Source organism: Halobacteriovorax sp. DA5, from assembly GCF_002903145.1.
GTDB lineage: Bacteria > Bdellovibrionota > Bacteriovoracia > Bacteriovoracales > Bacteriovoracaceae > Halobacteriovorax_A.
The window spans coordinates 571,666-585,808 of record NZ_PPDJ01000001.1 but is presented as its reverse complement, the minus strand read 5'-3'; the positions used below and the strand labels follow the sequence as shown (position 1 = coordinate 585,808).

The window sequence follows — 14,143 nt, the reverse complement described above, 5'->3', positions numbered from 1 at the left end:
TTAACGGGCCATTATTTTAAAGATTTTCTAAAGCAGAAAATAAATCGACAACCCCGCCCGTTAGGATATCTCCATCCATCGAAGACTTGGCCGTTACACTATTCATTAAAACATTTTTTAATTCAACTGCTGTTAAGTAAGGGTGTCTTGAAAGTACTTCTGCGGCTACACCTGTTGTATTAGGAGAGGCCATTGAAGTCCCTGACATATTTCCGTAGCGATTTCCAGGAGTCGTTGAATAAATTGATGATCCCGGGGCCGCAACATCAACACTTTTAACACCATAGTTTGAAAAATAAGAAAAGCGACCATAGCGAGTTGATGAAGCTACAACTAACATCCCTTCACTTTCATAAGAAGCAGGATAAGTTAATTTTGTATCAATATTTTGTGAGCTATTACCAGCACTAACAACAACAAGAGTGTTATATGTTTTTGCGATATAATCAATTGTCTCCTTTACCAGCATTCCACCTTCATTATGTGACTTACCAAAAGAGCAGTTAATTACTTTTGCACCATTCTTTGCCGCATAAAGAAAGCTTTCCGCAATATCGACATCTGTTTCATCACCATAGCTTGGAACTGAACGAAGTCCCATAATGCGAACATTTGATGCGACACCTGCAATACCAACTCCATTATTTTGTGTTGCTGCTATTGTTCCTGAAACGTGAGTTCCATGTGAATGGCCATCCATCATATCCCCTGTTGCATTCCCTTCACTATCACGCTCAAGTGTATTGATTCCGTGAACATCATCGATATAACCATTACCGTCGTCATCAATTCCATTGCCAGGTATTTCCTTAGCATTGACCCACATTACATCCTTAAGATCCTCGTGGTTATAATCAACACCTGTATCAACAACTGCGACAATAATTGGAGCATTAGATTGTGACAATCCACTATCCTCATAAACTCTATTAACACTCATGCCATGCTTGTCAGCATCTTTAAATGCCCATAACTTTGAAAGTTTTGGATCATTTAAAACAGAGCTATAAATCTCATCTCCTTCTTCAATTGATTCTGACTCAAAAGACTCAACTGGCATTGGAAGAGGCTCACGTTTTGAGAAAGTATCAAATTGTGCATCAAGAATATTTTGATGCGCTCTTAATTTATTTAAAAGTGACTCATCCCCATTTGTATAAAGAACATATGTGGATTCAAAAAAGTAAACTGATTTATTTATTCCCTTAAACGCCGGAATATCTTTACCATTCTTTAACTTTACAATAATGCGTTTTGGGTTGATGTTAAGAGACGATGCCTTAGCTGTGATGTTAAGGAAAAAACCTAATAAAATTAGGACTGTTCCTATTAAGATCGATCGATTCATTTGCAATTCCTTTTGCTAATAAAATTTCAATGACTTAAGTGTATATATAAAAAAACGATATAAAAAATGTCTTTTTCTTACATTTTCACTCGGAGATGGGACCAGTTTAGTTAAAAATCAAAGAATAGACTCATCGCGCATGCTTGGTTTTAATGACAATTTCATGACAAAAAAGTAAGTTATCTAATGTATTTTACGTTCACACCATAAACAAGGATTTATTTTGAAATACATCATCGGAACACGTGGCTCACTATTGGCCCTGACTCAATGTAATCAAGTAAAAGATCAACTTGAAGAACTAACTGGTGACGAGTTTGAATTAAAGGTAATTAAGACTCAAGGTGACCAGATTGTTGATAAGCCACTTTGGCAACTCGAAGGGAAAGACTTTTTCACTAAAGAATTAGATGCGGCCCTACTACAAGGTGAAATCGACTTAGTCGTACACTCATATAAAGATCTTGGAAGTGATAGACCGGAAGGAATAAGGCTAGCAGCAATATCGAAACGTGACTATGCTTACGATATTCTCCTAATTAAGGAAGAGACTGTTAGTAAGTTAATGGCCAAAGAACTAACAGAATTTGTTGTTGGAACTTCTTCTCCACGTCGAATTGTTAATATTGAAAGCTCTTTATCGGAGTTCTTACCTTATGGAGACAATGTAAAAGTATCAACAAAGATGCTTCGTGGAAATGTAAACTCACGTATTCAAAAACTTAGAGATGACAACTACGATGCGATCGTTCTAGCAATGCCTGGTATCGAAAGACTTGCTATTACAGAAAGCTCAAGAAAAGAGCTTGAGGTTCTACTTTCGGGAATGACTTATGCTGTTCTACCTCACAGTCAATTTCCAGCTGCCGCTTCTCAAGGAGCTCTTGGAATTGAATGTTTAGAAAACCGTGATGACAACGGAGTACTAGAAGAAAAACTTTTTAAGCTTCAAGACAAAGATACAGTAAGTGAAGTAAGCCGTGAGCGTAAAGCATTTGCAAGCTATGGAGGCGGTTGTCACCTTGCAGTTGGTATCAATGTCACAAAAAAAGGTGATTATTATATTCATACGCATAAGGGAAAAGTTGATGACAAGGTAATCTATGAAAGACACCTTGAAGGAAGCTTCCCTGCACCAGCCTCTAAGGCAAAGGCATTCATTGGTCTTCCGCATGCTGACCACAGAGAACAAGAATATATCTATTGTGAGCTAATCCACAAAGAGGCCCTAAAGAATGCTCGCGTTCCAAATAACGACGTTCTTCTTTCTGCGCGCTATGGTGTAAGCCTTCTAAAGAATCACGGTAAAGCTGTTTATACTGCTGGTACTTCAACTTGGAAGCTACTTGCTCAAAATGGCCAGTGGGTTCATGGATCATGTGATGGCCTAGGAGAAGACACACTAGACAAGATTCGCAGCTCAAAAGCCATTGAAGTTTTAAATGGCCCTAAACAAGAGCTAACAATCTTAACACATAAAGACTCTTACTCTGACTATGGACAAGTATTTGAATCATATGAAAAGAGCAATAAAGAAATTCGTGAAACATTCTTAGATGAGCTTAGACAGTGCGATGTATTCTTTTGGACTAGTTACTCACAATACAAAACTTATGTTGAACACCTTCCAGAGTTAAAAGACAAATTTCATGCTTGTGGACTTGGTAAAACATTTGAACAACTTTCAAAAGAAGGCGTTACTGTTCGTCCATTCGCGAGTATGGAAGAATTTAAAGCTTGGCTAAAAAAATAAATATAAAAGGATTACATATGAGCAATATGCACACAGAAATTTTTGAAAAAAGTAAGAAGATGGTTCCAGGTGGAGTTCACTCACCTGTTCGTTCATTCAAAGGAATGACATCAACACCAAAATTCTTTAAAAGCGCTAAAGGTGCTTACTTTACAGATATCGAAGGTAAAGAATATATCGACTTTTGCATGAGCTTTGGGCCACTCGTTCTTGGACACCAAAACGAAACTGTAAAAGAAAAACTAACTGAGGCCTTAGGTCGTGGCTGGAGTTATGGTGCTTGTGAACCATATTCAGTTGATCTAGCTGAATACCTACTTTCTCGTCTTACACATGTTGATCAAATCAGATTTGTAAACTCGGGAACAGAAGCAGTTATGACAGCACTTCGTCTTGCACGTGGTGTGACAGGAAGAAATAAAATTATTAAGTTTAATGGTTGCTACCACGGTCACGTTGATGCCATGCTAATTAAAGCGGGATCAGGACTTGCTGGTGCTGCTGAGTCTTCTTCTCTTGGTGTTCCAAAAGGTGTTGCAGATGACACTCTAATTCTAGAGCTTGAAGATCTTGAGGGTGTAAAGAAATGCTTTGAAGATCACAAAGATGAAATCGCTGCAATCATTGTTGAGCCACTTCCGGCAAATAATGGTCTCTTAATTCAAGACCAAGCATTCCTTGAAGGATTAAGAGAGATCACAAAAGCAAATGATGCACTTCTAATTTTTGATGAAGTAATTTCAGGCTTCCGTGTTGCTTTTGGTGGTATGGCAGAACTGACTGGAATCACTCCAGATATCGTTACTTACGGTAAAGTAATTGGTGGTGGTCTTCCAGTTGGAGCAATTGCGGCCAAGAAAGAAATTATGGAACACCTTGCTCCTGTTGGTGGTGTTTACCAAGCTGGAACTCTAAGTGCAAACCCACTTGCAATGGTTGGTGGACTTGAGACACTTAAACAAATGACAAAAGAGAGCTACCAAGAGCTTGAAGATAATACTCTAAGAATTGTAAATATCTTTAAGAAGTGGCTTGCTGAATATAACGATGGTCAATTTTCAAACTACAACGTAATTCACCACTCTTCTCTATTTTGGATCGTTCCAGGAGATAAGATAAAGTCAGTTGGAAATATTCCAGGCAATATTGGTGAAGACTTTGTTCCACTATTTGAACTTCTTCTTGAAAAGGGAATTTACCTGTCTCCAAATGCATATGAAGTTGGATTTGGTTCACTTGCACATAACGAAGAAGTTGCGAAGGATTTAGAGAACAGACTTTGGAACTAAAGAAAGCTTCTTCTCCATTCTTTTTAATCTCAACGATTACGACGGGACTAATTGGGCTCTTTGGCCTGTGGTGGCTCTTTTTAATTTTTAAAATGAGTGATCGCTTGGCAAAACTTAATATCACAGAGGGCCCAGACATAGGCTCACTAATTAAATGGGAAGGAATTACGTTTCTGGTCCTTATTCTCATTCTAGTGAGCTCTCACACTCTCCTCTTTATCAGAGACCAGAGAAAGAATCGCTCGATTGCAGCTTTCTTTGCAGGGCTTACGCATGAGCTTAAGACTCCCCTTGCAAGCATAAAACTTCAATCTGAAGTCATTAAAGATGAAGTTGAAAAAGACTCAAACCAAAGACTTCAAAAACTTACGACTCGCTTAATTGACGATACGATTCGACTAGAGAATCAAATGGATAAAATCCTACAGCTCTCACGTATAGAGCGAGGTGGAAACTTAAATTGTACAGATATTGAAGTAGGTCATTTCCTAGAAAATATTATTGAGAGTGGCTACCAAAATAAATTGAATGTTACGGTAACTAAGGAAGTAAAAAACATTAGCCTTCAAGCTGACGAGTTTGCTCTAAGTATCATTTTCAAAAACCTTTTAGAAAATACTATTTCACATACTGATTCGAATGAAGTTGAAATTACGATCAGTACTAAAGGACAGGCCGTAAATATCAGATATCATGATCGCGGCAGTTTTAGTGGTGATGTCAAAAAGCTTGGGAAGCTTTTCTACAAGCACCAATCGACGAAAGGCTCAGGCATAGGCCTATACCTTTCGAAGAAATTAATTGAAACGATGAAAGGTCAATTTAATATAACTTTAGATAAAGGCTTAATCTTCGATATTCAATTACCACTATCAGAACAAAGTGACGGAGGTAAAGATGAATAACTTCGGAAAGATTCTTGTCGTTGAAGATGATAACAATCTAGGTGATACACTAAGCGAATACTTAGGCGACATCGGTCACGAATGCCGACTTGCAAAGAATGTTAAAGACGCTCGTTACTATTTCGAAGACTTCAAACCAAATATCATTCTAATGGATATTGGACTTCCAGACGGAAATGGGATTGATCTTGCTAAAGACTTTAGAAAGCTTAGAAAAGACTTCATTCTTCTTTTCTTATCTGCTCTAAATGACCCTCAAACAAAAGTTGAAGGGTTTGAAGCAGGTGGCGAAGATTATATTACAAAGCCATTTGCCTTAAAAGAGCTAACGATAAGACTGGATCGACTACTAAGCTTTAAGACTAATATCGACTCCCTTGAGGAAGAAATTCTTATTGGTGATTTAAAAATTTGGCCAAAGCGATTTGAAGTACAAGATGGCGACGGCAAGATACTAAATCTAACACAAAAAGAGTGTGCCATTCTAGAAATCTTACTAAAGAAAAAGAATGAAGCTGTTGAAAGAGATTTTATTATTGATGAAGTATGGGGTGAGGATAAATTTCCATCACAACGTACTGTAGATAACTATATTGTTAAACTTAGAAAATGGGCCGAGAGTGACTCAAAGAACTCACTTGAGATTCAAAGTGTTCGCGGAATTGGCTACAAGCTTATTATAAAGGAATAAAAATGGGATTATTTAACGATCGCAAAAGTGAAAATGGAAAAGAATTTGTACCTGTATGGTTTATGAGACAAGCTGGGCGCTACCACGACCACTACCAAGGTATGAAAAAAGATCATACATTCATGGAGCTATGTAAAAAACCAGAGCTTGCATGTGAAGTAACAATGGGCCCAATCAATGACTTTAAATTTGATGCGGCTATTCTATTCTCAGATCTACTCTTCCCTCTAGAGCAAATGGGAATGGGCCTAGAGTATGCTCCAGGACCAAAGCTTGAAAAAACTCTAGAAACTGTTGCAGATGTAAAAGCACTTAAATTCTTAGATAGCGCAGAGAACTTTTATAAATTCCAAGGAGAAGCATGTACTCTTCTTAAAGATGCTCTACCAAGTAACAAGACACTTCTAGGTTTCGTAGGTGCTCCTTTCACTCTTTATACATATGCAGTTGAAGGATCTCATGCTGGTGCCTTATACAGCTCAAAAATTGGTCTATATGACGGACGTTGGGATGCATTTGTCGATCTACTTCTTCCAGAACTACTAGGAGAAATGAGAGCTCAGGCCATTGGTGGCGCAGACGCAATGTGTCTTTTTGATACAGCAGCCGGTGAGCTTAATTTTGAAGATTACACTCAAAAAGTACTACCAGTACTTAAGAAAGTAACTGCTGAATTCAAAAAAGAATTCCCAAATAAGAAAGTAATTTACTACTCAAAAATGACTCACCTTAGATACCTACAGGCGATTGAAGATGACAATATTGATGTACTAGGTATCGATTGGCGTCATGACCTTGGTCATGTTTTAAATACTCTAGGAAATGACTATTATATTCAAGGAAACCTTGAACCAGCTTATCTAGGACTTCCATGGGAGACTCTTGAGAAGAAGTGGATGGACCTATATGAGTCAGTGCAAAATGCTAATGCACCGATGAATAAATGGATTTGCGGTCTTGGACACGGATGCCTTCAGTGGATCGATCAAGAAAATGTACGTAAAAGTGTTGATTTAATTCAAACAAAATTTCAATATTAATTATTTGGGCGCAAAGCGCCCAAACTCCCTTCCTAGACGTCTTCTCCAACATCTGTGTAAGAAGATAACAGAATCTATCTCTATTTTAATTATCTGATTGGCCCTAAAATAATTTAGTTACAGTTATAAAATAACCAAGGAAGGTTAGATGAAAATTACACGCAAGATTTGTGTTCAGTTACTAGCAGGACTCTCACTACTTACAATTAATACTCATGCGTTTGAGCACAACTACATCGTGACAGGAAAGGACTTATTCCAGTCAACGCAAAGTCTACACTCGAATCTGCAAATTGATATTATTAAGGTTGAAAAAGACCTTGTTATTGCTAAGACAAAAATTATGAGCGAGCAAGCTGAGATCTCTCACCTTGCACACGAAGAGCATCAAAGATGTGGTGGTTTCTTTGCGTTTCAAACGAAAGAAGAAGCACTTCAATTCGTAAAAGAACAAAAAGAAAACTCAAATATTAATGCATTCTTAGCTGATTACACAATCAACCAAGAAGATCTTGTTAGATCGGCCATTGCAAATGCAAAAGAAAGCTCAATAAGAAGTGTTATTGAAAAGCTTTCTAGCTACAATAACAGATATTATAAATCTGAAACAGGTGTTGATTCTCAACAGTGGCTTAAAGATCACTGGACAAGCCTAACATCACACCGTTCTGATATTAGTGTTGATTTCTTTAACCACTCTTCATACCCACAACCATCAGTTATTGCGACAATCAAAGGTAAGAGTGATGATGTTATTGTAATCGGTGGTCACGGTGACTCAATCGCAGGTTGGTGGGGACGCACAAACGCTCACGCACCAGGTGCCGATGATAACGCTTCAGGTGTGGCAACGGTTACTGAAGTTTTAAAAACACTAGCTCAAAGTGGTTACCAACCTGAAAAAACAATTATGTTCATGTCTTATGCTGCCGAGGAAGTTGGTCTTCTTGGTTCTAAAGAAATTGCACAAACTTTTAAAAGACAAGGTAAGAACGTTGTTGGTGTTATGCAACTTGATATGACAAACTTCAATGGTTCAAACGATGACATCACAATCATCACAGATTATACAAACGAAGCACAAAATAACTTCCTAGGTTCTCTATTAGATAAGTATCTTCCAGAACTATCTTGGGGACGTGATACTTGTGGTTATGCTTGTTCAGATCATGCTTCATGGACTGCTCAAGGCTTCCCTGCTTCAACACCATTTGAAACTCGCAAACGTGAAATGAATGGAAAAATCCACTCATCTCGTGACACTCTAGATAATATGGGTGGAACAGCTGATCACGCTCTAAAGTTTGCGAAACTAGCACTAGCATTCACAATCGAACTTGATAGATAGGATATCTCTCGACTTTGATCAAATAAAAAAAGCCAGCTTATGCTGGCTTTTTTTTTATTTAAATTCAATCGATAGTGGACAGTGATCACTTCCCATAACATCTGGCTGATGCCAGCAGTTTTTCACACGAGAAACAAACTCATCAGTTGACCAGAAGTAATCAATACGCCAGCCTACATTCCTTGCACGACAATCTCCGCGGTAAGTCCACCAAGTGTAATGGCCATTCTCTTCAGCAGAAGTGTACTTGCGAAACAAATCAGTAAAGCCCTGGGCCTTAAACTCATCCATCCATTCGCGCTCAATAGGAAGAAAACCAGTCGTCTTTGTATTTGACTTTGGATTTGCAAGATCATTTGCCGTATGCGCGGTATTATAATCTCCACAAATCACAACTTCTTTTTTCGTCTTCTTCTTTAGAGCTAATGCTTTATCAGCAACAGCACGACAAAAGTTTAACTTATATGGAACTCGAGCGTGATCTCTTTGTCCATTTGGAAAGTAACAATTAAAAAGAATGTAATCATCAAATTCAGAAATGATCGTTCTGCCTTCACAATCGAACTCAGGAATTCCAAGCCCTATCGTGTGCTTAACATTGATCCCCTTTCGAACCCAAGTAGCAACACCTGAATAGCCCTTCTTTTCAGCAGGAGCAATTAGCACTTCGTGGTTATCAGGATTATTTAAGCGATCACTTAATTGTTCAGGTAATGCCTTCGTTTCTTGAAGACAGATTACATCTGAATTATCTTCTAAATACCAATCGTAAAAACCTTTTTTTTCGCAGGCCCTAAGACCTGCGACGTTCCAACTAGAAATTTTAGTCAAAACTAAGCTCCTAAGATCGAGATACCAGAGTCAACGTAAAGAACTTGTCCAGTAACACCGTTAGCAAGACGAGAACCTAAGAATACCGCTGCTCCACCAACATCTTCTTGAGTAACATTACGACGAAGTGGCGACTTCTCTTCAACATCATTTAGGAAACCTTTAAGCCCTGGAACACCAGAAGCAGCAAGAGTTCTAATTGGACCTGCTGAAATACAGTTTACGCGAATTCCTTCTGGACCTAGATCATCTGCAAGATATCTCATTGTTGATTCAAGAGATGCTTTGGCAACACCCATTACATTGTAACCATTAAGAACCTTAACTGATCCGTGGTAAGTAAGAGCGATAACTGAACAATCTTTTGCCATAATAGGCTTTAGAACATTACACACACCTAGTAGTGAGTATGCTGAAATATCTTGTGCCATCTTGAAACCTTCACGGCTTGTTTTATGGAAGCGATCTTTAAGATCAGTTTTATCAGCAAATGCTAGAGAGTGAACGATTACATCAACCTCTCCCCATTTTTCTTTTACGATTTCCGCCATCTGAGTCATATGATCTTCATTTTGAACGTCTAGTTCAAATGTAAACTCTCCACCGATTTGTTCACTTAGTGGCTCAACTCTTTTTTGAAGTGCTTCATTAAGATATGAAAACGCAAGACGTGCACCTTGTTCTTTCATTTGTGTTGCAATTCCCCATGCAATTGACTTGTCATTTGCAAGTCCTAGGACAAGAACTTTCTTTCCTTCTAAAATTCCCATTTATTACTCCATTTCTATTTAGTTATTTATTATTTAATAAATTTGTATCCGACAGATCGGATACTTATTATATGTTTTGGTTCCTTAGGGTTCTCTTCAAAGTATTTTCTAAAACGTACAATGAAGTTGTCAATGGTACGAGTATTTGAATCCTTTTTGTAGCCTAATAATTCAAGTAACTCACCGCGCGTAACCACTTCACCCTCATTTTGCGTTAAAAGTGTCAAAATCTTCACTTCCTGCTCTGTTAGAGTATATTCCTCTCCCTGGCAGAGTGCTTTAAAGTCAGAAAAGTGTATTTCATTGGCCCCAAATTTATATATAGTGACTTCCTTTTTTGTCCAACTAGAGCGCTTTAAAAGACGCTTTACTCGCAAGATGAACTCATCTAAGTTAAAAGGCTTCGATAAGTAATCATCAGTACCTAAATTAAAACAGCGCACTTTTGATTTCGAGCTATCCTTTGCCGAAAGAACAAGAACTGGTGTTTTCTCATTAATCTCTCGTATTTGCACAAGAATATCTTCACCACTTATTACCGGAAGCATGAGATCCAAGACAACTAAGTCAAACTCTTGATCCTTATAAAATTTGATTCCCAAATCTCCTCGATTTGCATGAACGACTTCATAGCCTTCTAATTCGAGGTTTAAGATAATACCTTTCGCAATATTTTGCTCATCTTCAATAAGTAAAATACGACTCATTTAACTAACCCTATTTTTAAATAATAACTTTAATGTCATCCCCTGATCGACACCTTCACTTTCAGCGCTAATGCGTCCTCCATGAATTTTCATAATTTGAGTGGCCATATAAAGTCCGACACCACTTCCCTTTGATGACTTTCCAACTTGGTAGAATTTTTTAAAAATATTTTTCAAATCTTTTTCTTCTACACCATCACCATTATCAACAAAGAAGAGTTCACTAAAACGTTTCCCTTTTTGAAAGATGATCTCCATTGTCTTCACTTCTTTGCTATTGTAGCGAATTGCATTAGTCAAAATATTCATTAATAGAATATCAAAAAGCTTGCTATCAAATTCGATTGATTCTTCATTATCAAGATGTACAAACGATATATCAAGCTCAGAGAAATTATGACGATTACGATGAACAAACTCTTCGATTGTCTGGCGGATATTGATTTGTCTTAAATCAGGCTCGACTTTCTTTTCTTCGAGACGCCCAAGTTGAAGGATTTGCTCAATATTATCACCAAGTCTTTCTGTATCATGTCTCATAATATCGAGATATTCCAACTGCTTTTCTCTCTCAAAGCTGTGGCGTTTTAAAGTATCAATAAAGATTGCAATCGAAGCAACGGGAGTCTTTAGTTCGTGAGTAAATCCATTAATAAAGTTTTGCTGCATACGATAGAGCTGGCGAAGTTTTTGGTAATAATAAAAAACCATACTAAAGCCAACGATAATAAGTGAAACTAAAATAGACAGAATTAAGATCATTACCCATGTTTCAGTTTGTTGGAACTGAACAAGAGGAATATTCGACTTGTTAACAAAGTCCGTTAACTTGGCATTAACCTCTAAGTAAGAAGAAATATAGAGATATAAAGAAATACCTAAGGCCACCAAGCTCGATATAAAGATAAAGAGCGGGTGAATAAAAAATGGACCGCGTTTAATAAGTGACATATTGCAAATATTAGCAATTATTGGCACTATTAGTTAAGAAAATAATAAAAGAATTTCTATCGAGGACAACTATGCAAGACATCGCTCAATTTATTGACCACACTTTATTAAAGCCTGAAGCAAGTAGCCTACAAATTAAAAAGCTATGCCAAGAAGCTAATGAGTATGGCTTTAAATCAGTTTGTATAAATCCAAGTAATATCCTCGAAGCAAGGAAGCATATTGACCCAAGTAAGTCACTTATTTGTACAGTTATTGGTTTTCCACTTGGCGCCATGACGACAGAAACAAAGGTTTTTGAAACTAAAGATGCCATCGAAAAAGGTGCAGATGAAATTGATATGGTTTTAAATATCGGAAGGCTAAAAGAAGGTAATCTTGAGTACATTGAACAAGATATCGCCGCAGTGGTTAAGGCGGCAAACGGAAAAGTTGTTAAAGTTATCTTTGAAACATGTCTTTTAAATGAAAAAGAAATTCGTTTAGCGGCCAAAGCATCCATAAGTGCTGGTGCTAGCTTCATAAAAACATCAACTGGATTCTCAAGTGAAGGAGCTAATCCTGAAGTCGTCTCAATAATGATTGATGAGGCTCAAGGAAAATGTGAAGTAAAAGCCTCTGGTGGGGTTAGAAGTCTTGAGGATGCACGTAAATATCTAGAAATGGGTGTAAAAAGACTAGGAACGAGTTCTGGTGTCGCGATCATGGAAGGTGAAAAAAATATCACAACTTCTTACTAATGTGTAAGTTTGCATCTTAGTATGCTATTGATAGAAGTAGATGAGAGAGAGGGACTCACACAAGGAGTTTTCATGAAGTCTATTTTGCTATCAGCAACTGTAACTTTAGTTTCAATCAAGGCGTACGCAAGTCTGCCATGTGAGCAACTCGACCAAAACCTGGCTTATGAAAACACTCGCGAATTCATAAGTATCAAAAAGAAAATCACAGAAAATTCTCAAGTAAATGACGACATTCGAAATCGAATTAAATCACTTATTAAGAACACGAGAAATTACTACTTCAAATCAGGATGCCAAAACCTAAGACATCAGCAGCTTGGGATTTTATTAGAGCTTAATGAACTGAAGAAGTTATAAGATTTTCTTTACCCTTGCCTACCTACTATTGCGCCAAGCAAAGTGCCACAATGACTTTAGAGTCATTTAGGCCAAGGCCAGGAAGGGTTATATGGAGAGAGTCACACACCAATTAACAATTTCAAAACATGCAAAAAAGCGCCTGCTTGAGCGCCAAATTCACTTTAGCGAAAATGATTATAGCCGCTTAAATGAAGCTGCTCATAAATTGAAGTTAAAAGGCGTAAAGGAATCCTTAGTTATTACTGACGATGCAGCCTTTATTCTCGATATCGATCGCTACTGTTTAATAACAGCAGTAAATAAAGACGAACTTAGTGATAATATTTTCACTAAAATTGATGCAACAATGATCTTATAGCTCATTCCAATAATTTGTTGGTAATTCACCTTTTCGAGCTAACTCACTTGCAAGGTTTGGAACCGCACCGCCAAATACTAGCTCACCATTTTCAATTTCAAGAACTGAAGTCGTAAGGATATTATTTCCTTCCATATTATTGACTTCCAGCACTTGCGTAACTTTTCTACGGCCGTCATCAGTACGTCCTAATTGAATAATGAAGTCGACTGCTGTTGAAATATACTTTCTAACAACATGATAAGGAAGATCAAAGCCTGCCATTAAAAAGAGGGCCTCTACTCTTTGTAAACATTCCACAGGAGAATTGGCGTGAATCGAAGTCATACTTCCATCATGTCCAGTGTTCATTGCCTGAATCATATCAAAAACTTCAGCTCCCCTTACCTCACCAATAAAGATACGATCTGGTCTCATACGAAGTGTATTCTTAACAAGTTGGCTCATCGAAAGCCCTTCTTGTCCACTTGTTAGCCCGGCCTCTAGCCTTACACAATTTGTATTAGGAACAACTAACTCGAGAGTATCTTCGATTGTAATGATTCTCTCATCAGGAGAAACTTCCTTAAGAAGCATATTCATAAATGTCGTCTTACCTGAACCAGTTCCACCAGAAATAAGAATATTTTTCTTGGCCTTAATAAGTGATTTGAAGAAAGGAATATATTTTTCATTAATTCCAAAAAGCTGAGAGTGCTTATCGAGTTGGAAATTATTTGAAAGATATTTTCTAATAGTGATTGAAGTACCTTGAGATGCATATGGTTCACTAATAATATTGATACGTGAACCATCTGGAAGTCTTCCATCTAAGATAGGATTTTCGTTTGAAAATTTCTTCTTATTAAATAGTGCCACTTCATTTGAGAAATCGAGAATATCTTTCTTATTAAGAGGTACGTTAAGTCCAATAAACTCTCCTCCTCTTTCAACAAAAACATTCTTTGTTCCATTGATTACAATTTCAGAAATCCCCTTCTTCGTTGAAAGGTCTTCTAACATTTTCCATACACTATTTTCTGCCATACTCTTCCTTCTTCATACTGAAC

At 37.4% G+C, this 14,143-nt stretch carries 15 protein-coding genes; 9 read left to right on the top strand and 6 right to left on the bottom strand.

The genetic code is table 11. The features are described from left to right. Positions 1–16 precede the first annotated feature (16 nt). A complete protein-coding gene (locus tag C0Z22_RS02930; protein ID WP_103216839.1) occupies positions 17–1,348 on the bottom strand; it encodes a S8 family peptidase in 1,332 nt (443 codons plus the stop codon). Positions 1,349–1,571: 223 nt separating this feature from the next. On the opposite strand from C0Z22_RS02930, the gene hemC reads away from it, so the two are divergent. The 6 genes from hemC (at position 1,572) to C0Z22_RS02900 (ending at position 8,374) form a co-directional block, all read left to right on the top strand. After that, the gene (gene hemC, locus C0Z22_RS02925; RefSeq protein ID WP_158246783.1) at positions 1,572–3,101 is read left to right on the top strand and encodes a hydroxymethylbilane synthase; all 1,530 of its coding nucleotides are present in this window, start codon (positions 1,572–1,574) and stop codon (positions 3,099–3,101) included. A gap of 17 nt (positions 3,102–3,118) precedes the next feature. After that, positions 3,119–4,390: a glutamate-1-semialdehyde 2,1-aminomutase gene (locus C0Z22_RS02920; protein ID WP_233189681.1), complete on the top strand. Its 1,272-nt coding sequence runs from the start codon at positions 3,119–3,121 to the stop codon at positions 4,388–4,390. Then, positions 4,381–5,295 (top strand): sensor histidine kinase KdpD, encoded by a 915-nt coding sequence (locus C0Z22_RS02915; protein WP_103216837.1) that lies wholly within the window; start codon positions 4,381–4,383, stop codon positions 5,293–5,295. The genes C0Z22_RS02920 and C0Z22_RS02915 overlap by 10 nt, the downstream gene beginning before the upstream one ends. Then, complete coding sequence (locus tag C0Z22_RS02910) at positions 5,288–5,986, top strand: response regulator transcription factor (RefSeq protein ID WP_103216836.1); 699 nt, start codon at positions 5,288–5,290, stop codon at positions 5,984–5,986. The genes C0Z22_RS02915 and C0Z22_RS02910 overlap by 8 nt, the downstream gene beginning before the upstream one ends. Before the next feature lie 2 nt (positions 5,987–5,988). After that, on the top strand, positions 5,989–7,026 hold the full coding sequence (locus C0Z22_RS02905; protein WP_103216835.1) for a uroporphyrinogen decarboxylase family protein: 1,038 nt from the start codon (positions 5,989–5,991) through the stop codon (positions 7,024–7,026). A 148-nt stretch (positions 7,027–7,174) separates the two neighbouring features. Next, the gene (locus tag C0Z22_RS02900) at positions 7,175–8,374 is read left to right on the top strand and encodes a M20/M25/M40 family metallo-hydrolase (protein WP_103216834.1); all 1,200 of its coding nucleotides are present in this window, start codon (positions 7,175–7,177) and stop codon (positions 8,372–8,374) included. A gap of 54 nt (positions 8,375–8,428) precedes the next feature. Here C0Z22_RS02900 and C0Z22_RS02895 read toward each other — a convergent pair whose 3' ends face one another. The 4 genes from C0Z22_RS02895 to C0Z22_RS02880 are packed head-to-tail and all read right to left on the bottom strand — an operon-like array spanning position 8,429 to position 11,633. Further along, complete coding sequence (locus C0Z22_RS02895; protein WP_103216833.1) at positions 8,429–9,205, bottom strand: exodeoxyribonuclease III; 777 nt, start codon at positions 9,203–9,205, stop codon at positions 8,429–8,431. A gap of 2 nt (positions 9,206–9,207) precedes the next feature. Continuing rightward, the gene (locus tag C0Z22_RS02890) at positions 9,208–9,975 is read right to left on the bottom strand and encodes an enoyl-ACP reductase (protein ID WP_103216832.1); all 768 of its coding nucleotides are present in this window, start codon (positions 9,973–9,975) and stop codon (positions 9,208–9,210) included. A 29-nt stretch (positions 9,976–10,004) separates the two neighbouring features. Continuing rightward, positions 10,005–10,682, bottom strand: a complete 678-nt coding sequence (locus tag C0Z22_RS02885; RefSeq protein ID WP_103216831.1) for a response regulator transcription factor — start codon at positions 10,680–10,682, stop codon at positions 10,005–10,007. Beyond that, entirely contained in the window at positions 10,683–11,633 is a 951-nt protein-coding gene (locus C0Z22_RS02880; RefSeq protein WP_103216830.1) for a sensor histidine kinase KdpD, read from the bottom strand. Positions 11,634–11,704: 71 nt separating this feature from the next. On the opposite strand from C0Z22_RS02880, the gene deoC reads away from it, so the two are divergent. The 3 genes from deoC to C0Z22_RS02865 all read left to right on the top strand — a co-directional run bounded on the left by deoC (position 11,705) and on the right by C0Z22_RS02865 (position 13,094). Then, positions 11,705–12,373, top strand: coding sequence for a deoxyribose-phosphate aldolase (gene deoC / locus C0Z22_RS02875; RefSeq protein ID WP_103216829.1), 669 nt, complete (start codon positions 11,705–11,707; stop codon positions 12,371–12,373). Between the two features lie 72 nt (positions 12,374–12,445). Beyond that, positions 12,446–12,733 (top strand): hypothetical protein, encoded by a 288-nt coding sequence (locus C0Z22_RS02870; RefSeq protein WP_103216828.1) that lies wholly within the window; start codon positions 12,446–12,448, stop codon positions 12,731–12,733. Between the two features lie 91 nt (positions 12,734–12,824). Further along, on the top strand, positions 12,825–13,094 hold the full coding sequence (locus C0Z22_RS02865) for a TIGR02530 family flagellar biosynthesis protein (protein ID WP_103216827.1): 270 nt from the start codon (positions 12,825–12,827) through the stop codon (positions 13,092–13,094). On the opposite strand, the gene C0Z22_RS02860 is transcribed toward C0Z22_RS02865, so the two are convergent. Further along, positions 13,089–14,120 carry a CpaF family protein gene (locus tag C0Z22_RS02860; protein ID WP_103216826.1) on the bottom strand — a complete coding sequence of 344 codons (1,032 nt, stop codon included), beginning with the start codon at positions 14,118–14,120 and terminating at the stop codon, positions 13,089–13,091. The genes C0Z22_RS02865 and C0Z22_RS02860 overlap by 6 nt on opposite strands. Between the last annotated feature and the right edge of the window lie 23 nt (positions 14,121–14,143).

Excerpts from the sequence above, each read along its gene's own strand:
- C0Z22_RS02920 (WP_233189681.1), top strand. The coding sequence starts at position 3,119 with ATGAGCAATATGCACACAGAAATTTTTGAAAAAAGTAAGAAGATGGTT.
- C0Z22_RS02870 (WP_103216828.1), top strand. The coding sequence starts at position 12,446 with ATGAAGTCTATTTTGCTATCAGCAACTGTAACTTTAGTTTCAATCAAG.
- C0Z22_RS02910 (WP_103216836.1), top strand. The coding sequence starts at position 5,288 with ATGAATAACTTCGGAAAGATTCTTGTCGTTGAAGATGATAACAATCTA.
- C0Z22_RS02930 (WP_103216839.1), bottom strand. The coding sequence starts at position 1,348 with ATGAATCGATCGATCTTAATAGGAACAGTCCTAATTTTATTAGGTTTT.
- C0Z22_RS02890 (WP_103216832.1), bottom strand. The coding sequence starts at position 9,975 with ATGGGAATTTTAGAAGGAAAGAAAGTTCTTGTCCTAGGACTTGCAAAT.
- deoC (WP_103216829.1), top strand. The coding sequence starts at position 11,705 with ATGCAAGACATCGCTCAATTTATTGACCACACTTTATTAAAGCCTGAA.
- C0Z22_RS02865 (WP_103216827.1), top strand. The coding sequence starts at position 12,825 with ATGGAGAGAGTCACACACCAATTAACAATTTCAAAACATGCAAAAAAG.
- C0Z22_RS02860 (WP_103216826.1), bottom strand. The coding sequence starts at position 14,120 with ATGGCAGAAAATAGTGTATGGAAAATGTTAGAAGACCTTTCAACGAAG.
- C0Z22_RS02880 (WP_103216830.1), bottom strand. The coding sequence starts at position 11,633 with ATGTCACTTATTAAACGCGGTCCATTTTTTATTCACCCGCTCTTTATC.
- C0Z22_RS02905 (WP_103216835.1), top strand. The coding sequence starts at position 5,989 with ATGGGATTATTTAACGATCGCAAAAGTGAAAATGGAAAAGAATTTGTA.
- C0Z22_RS02885 (WP_103216831.1), bottom strand. The coding sequence starts at position 10,682 with ATGAGTCGTATTTTACTTATTGAAGATGAGCAAAATATTGCGAAAGGT.
- C0Z22_RS02900 (WP_103216834.1), top strand. The coding sequence starts at position 7,175 with ATGAAAATTACACGCAAGATTTGTGTTCAGTTACTAGCAGGACTCTCA.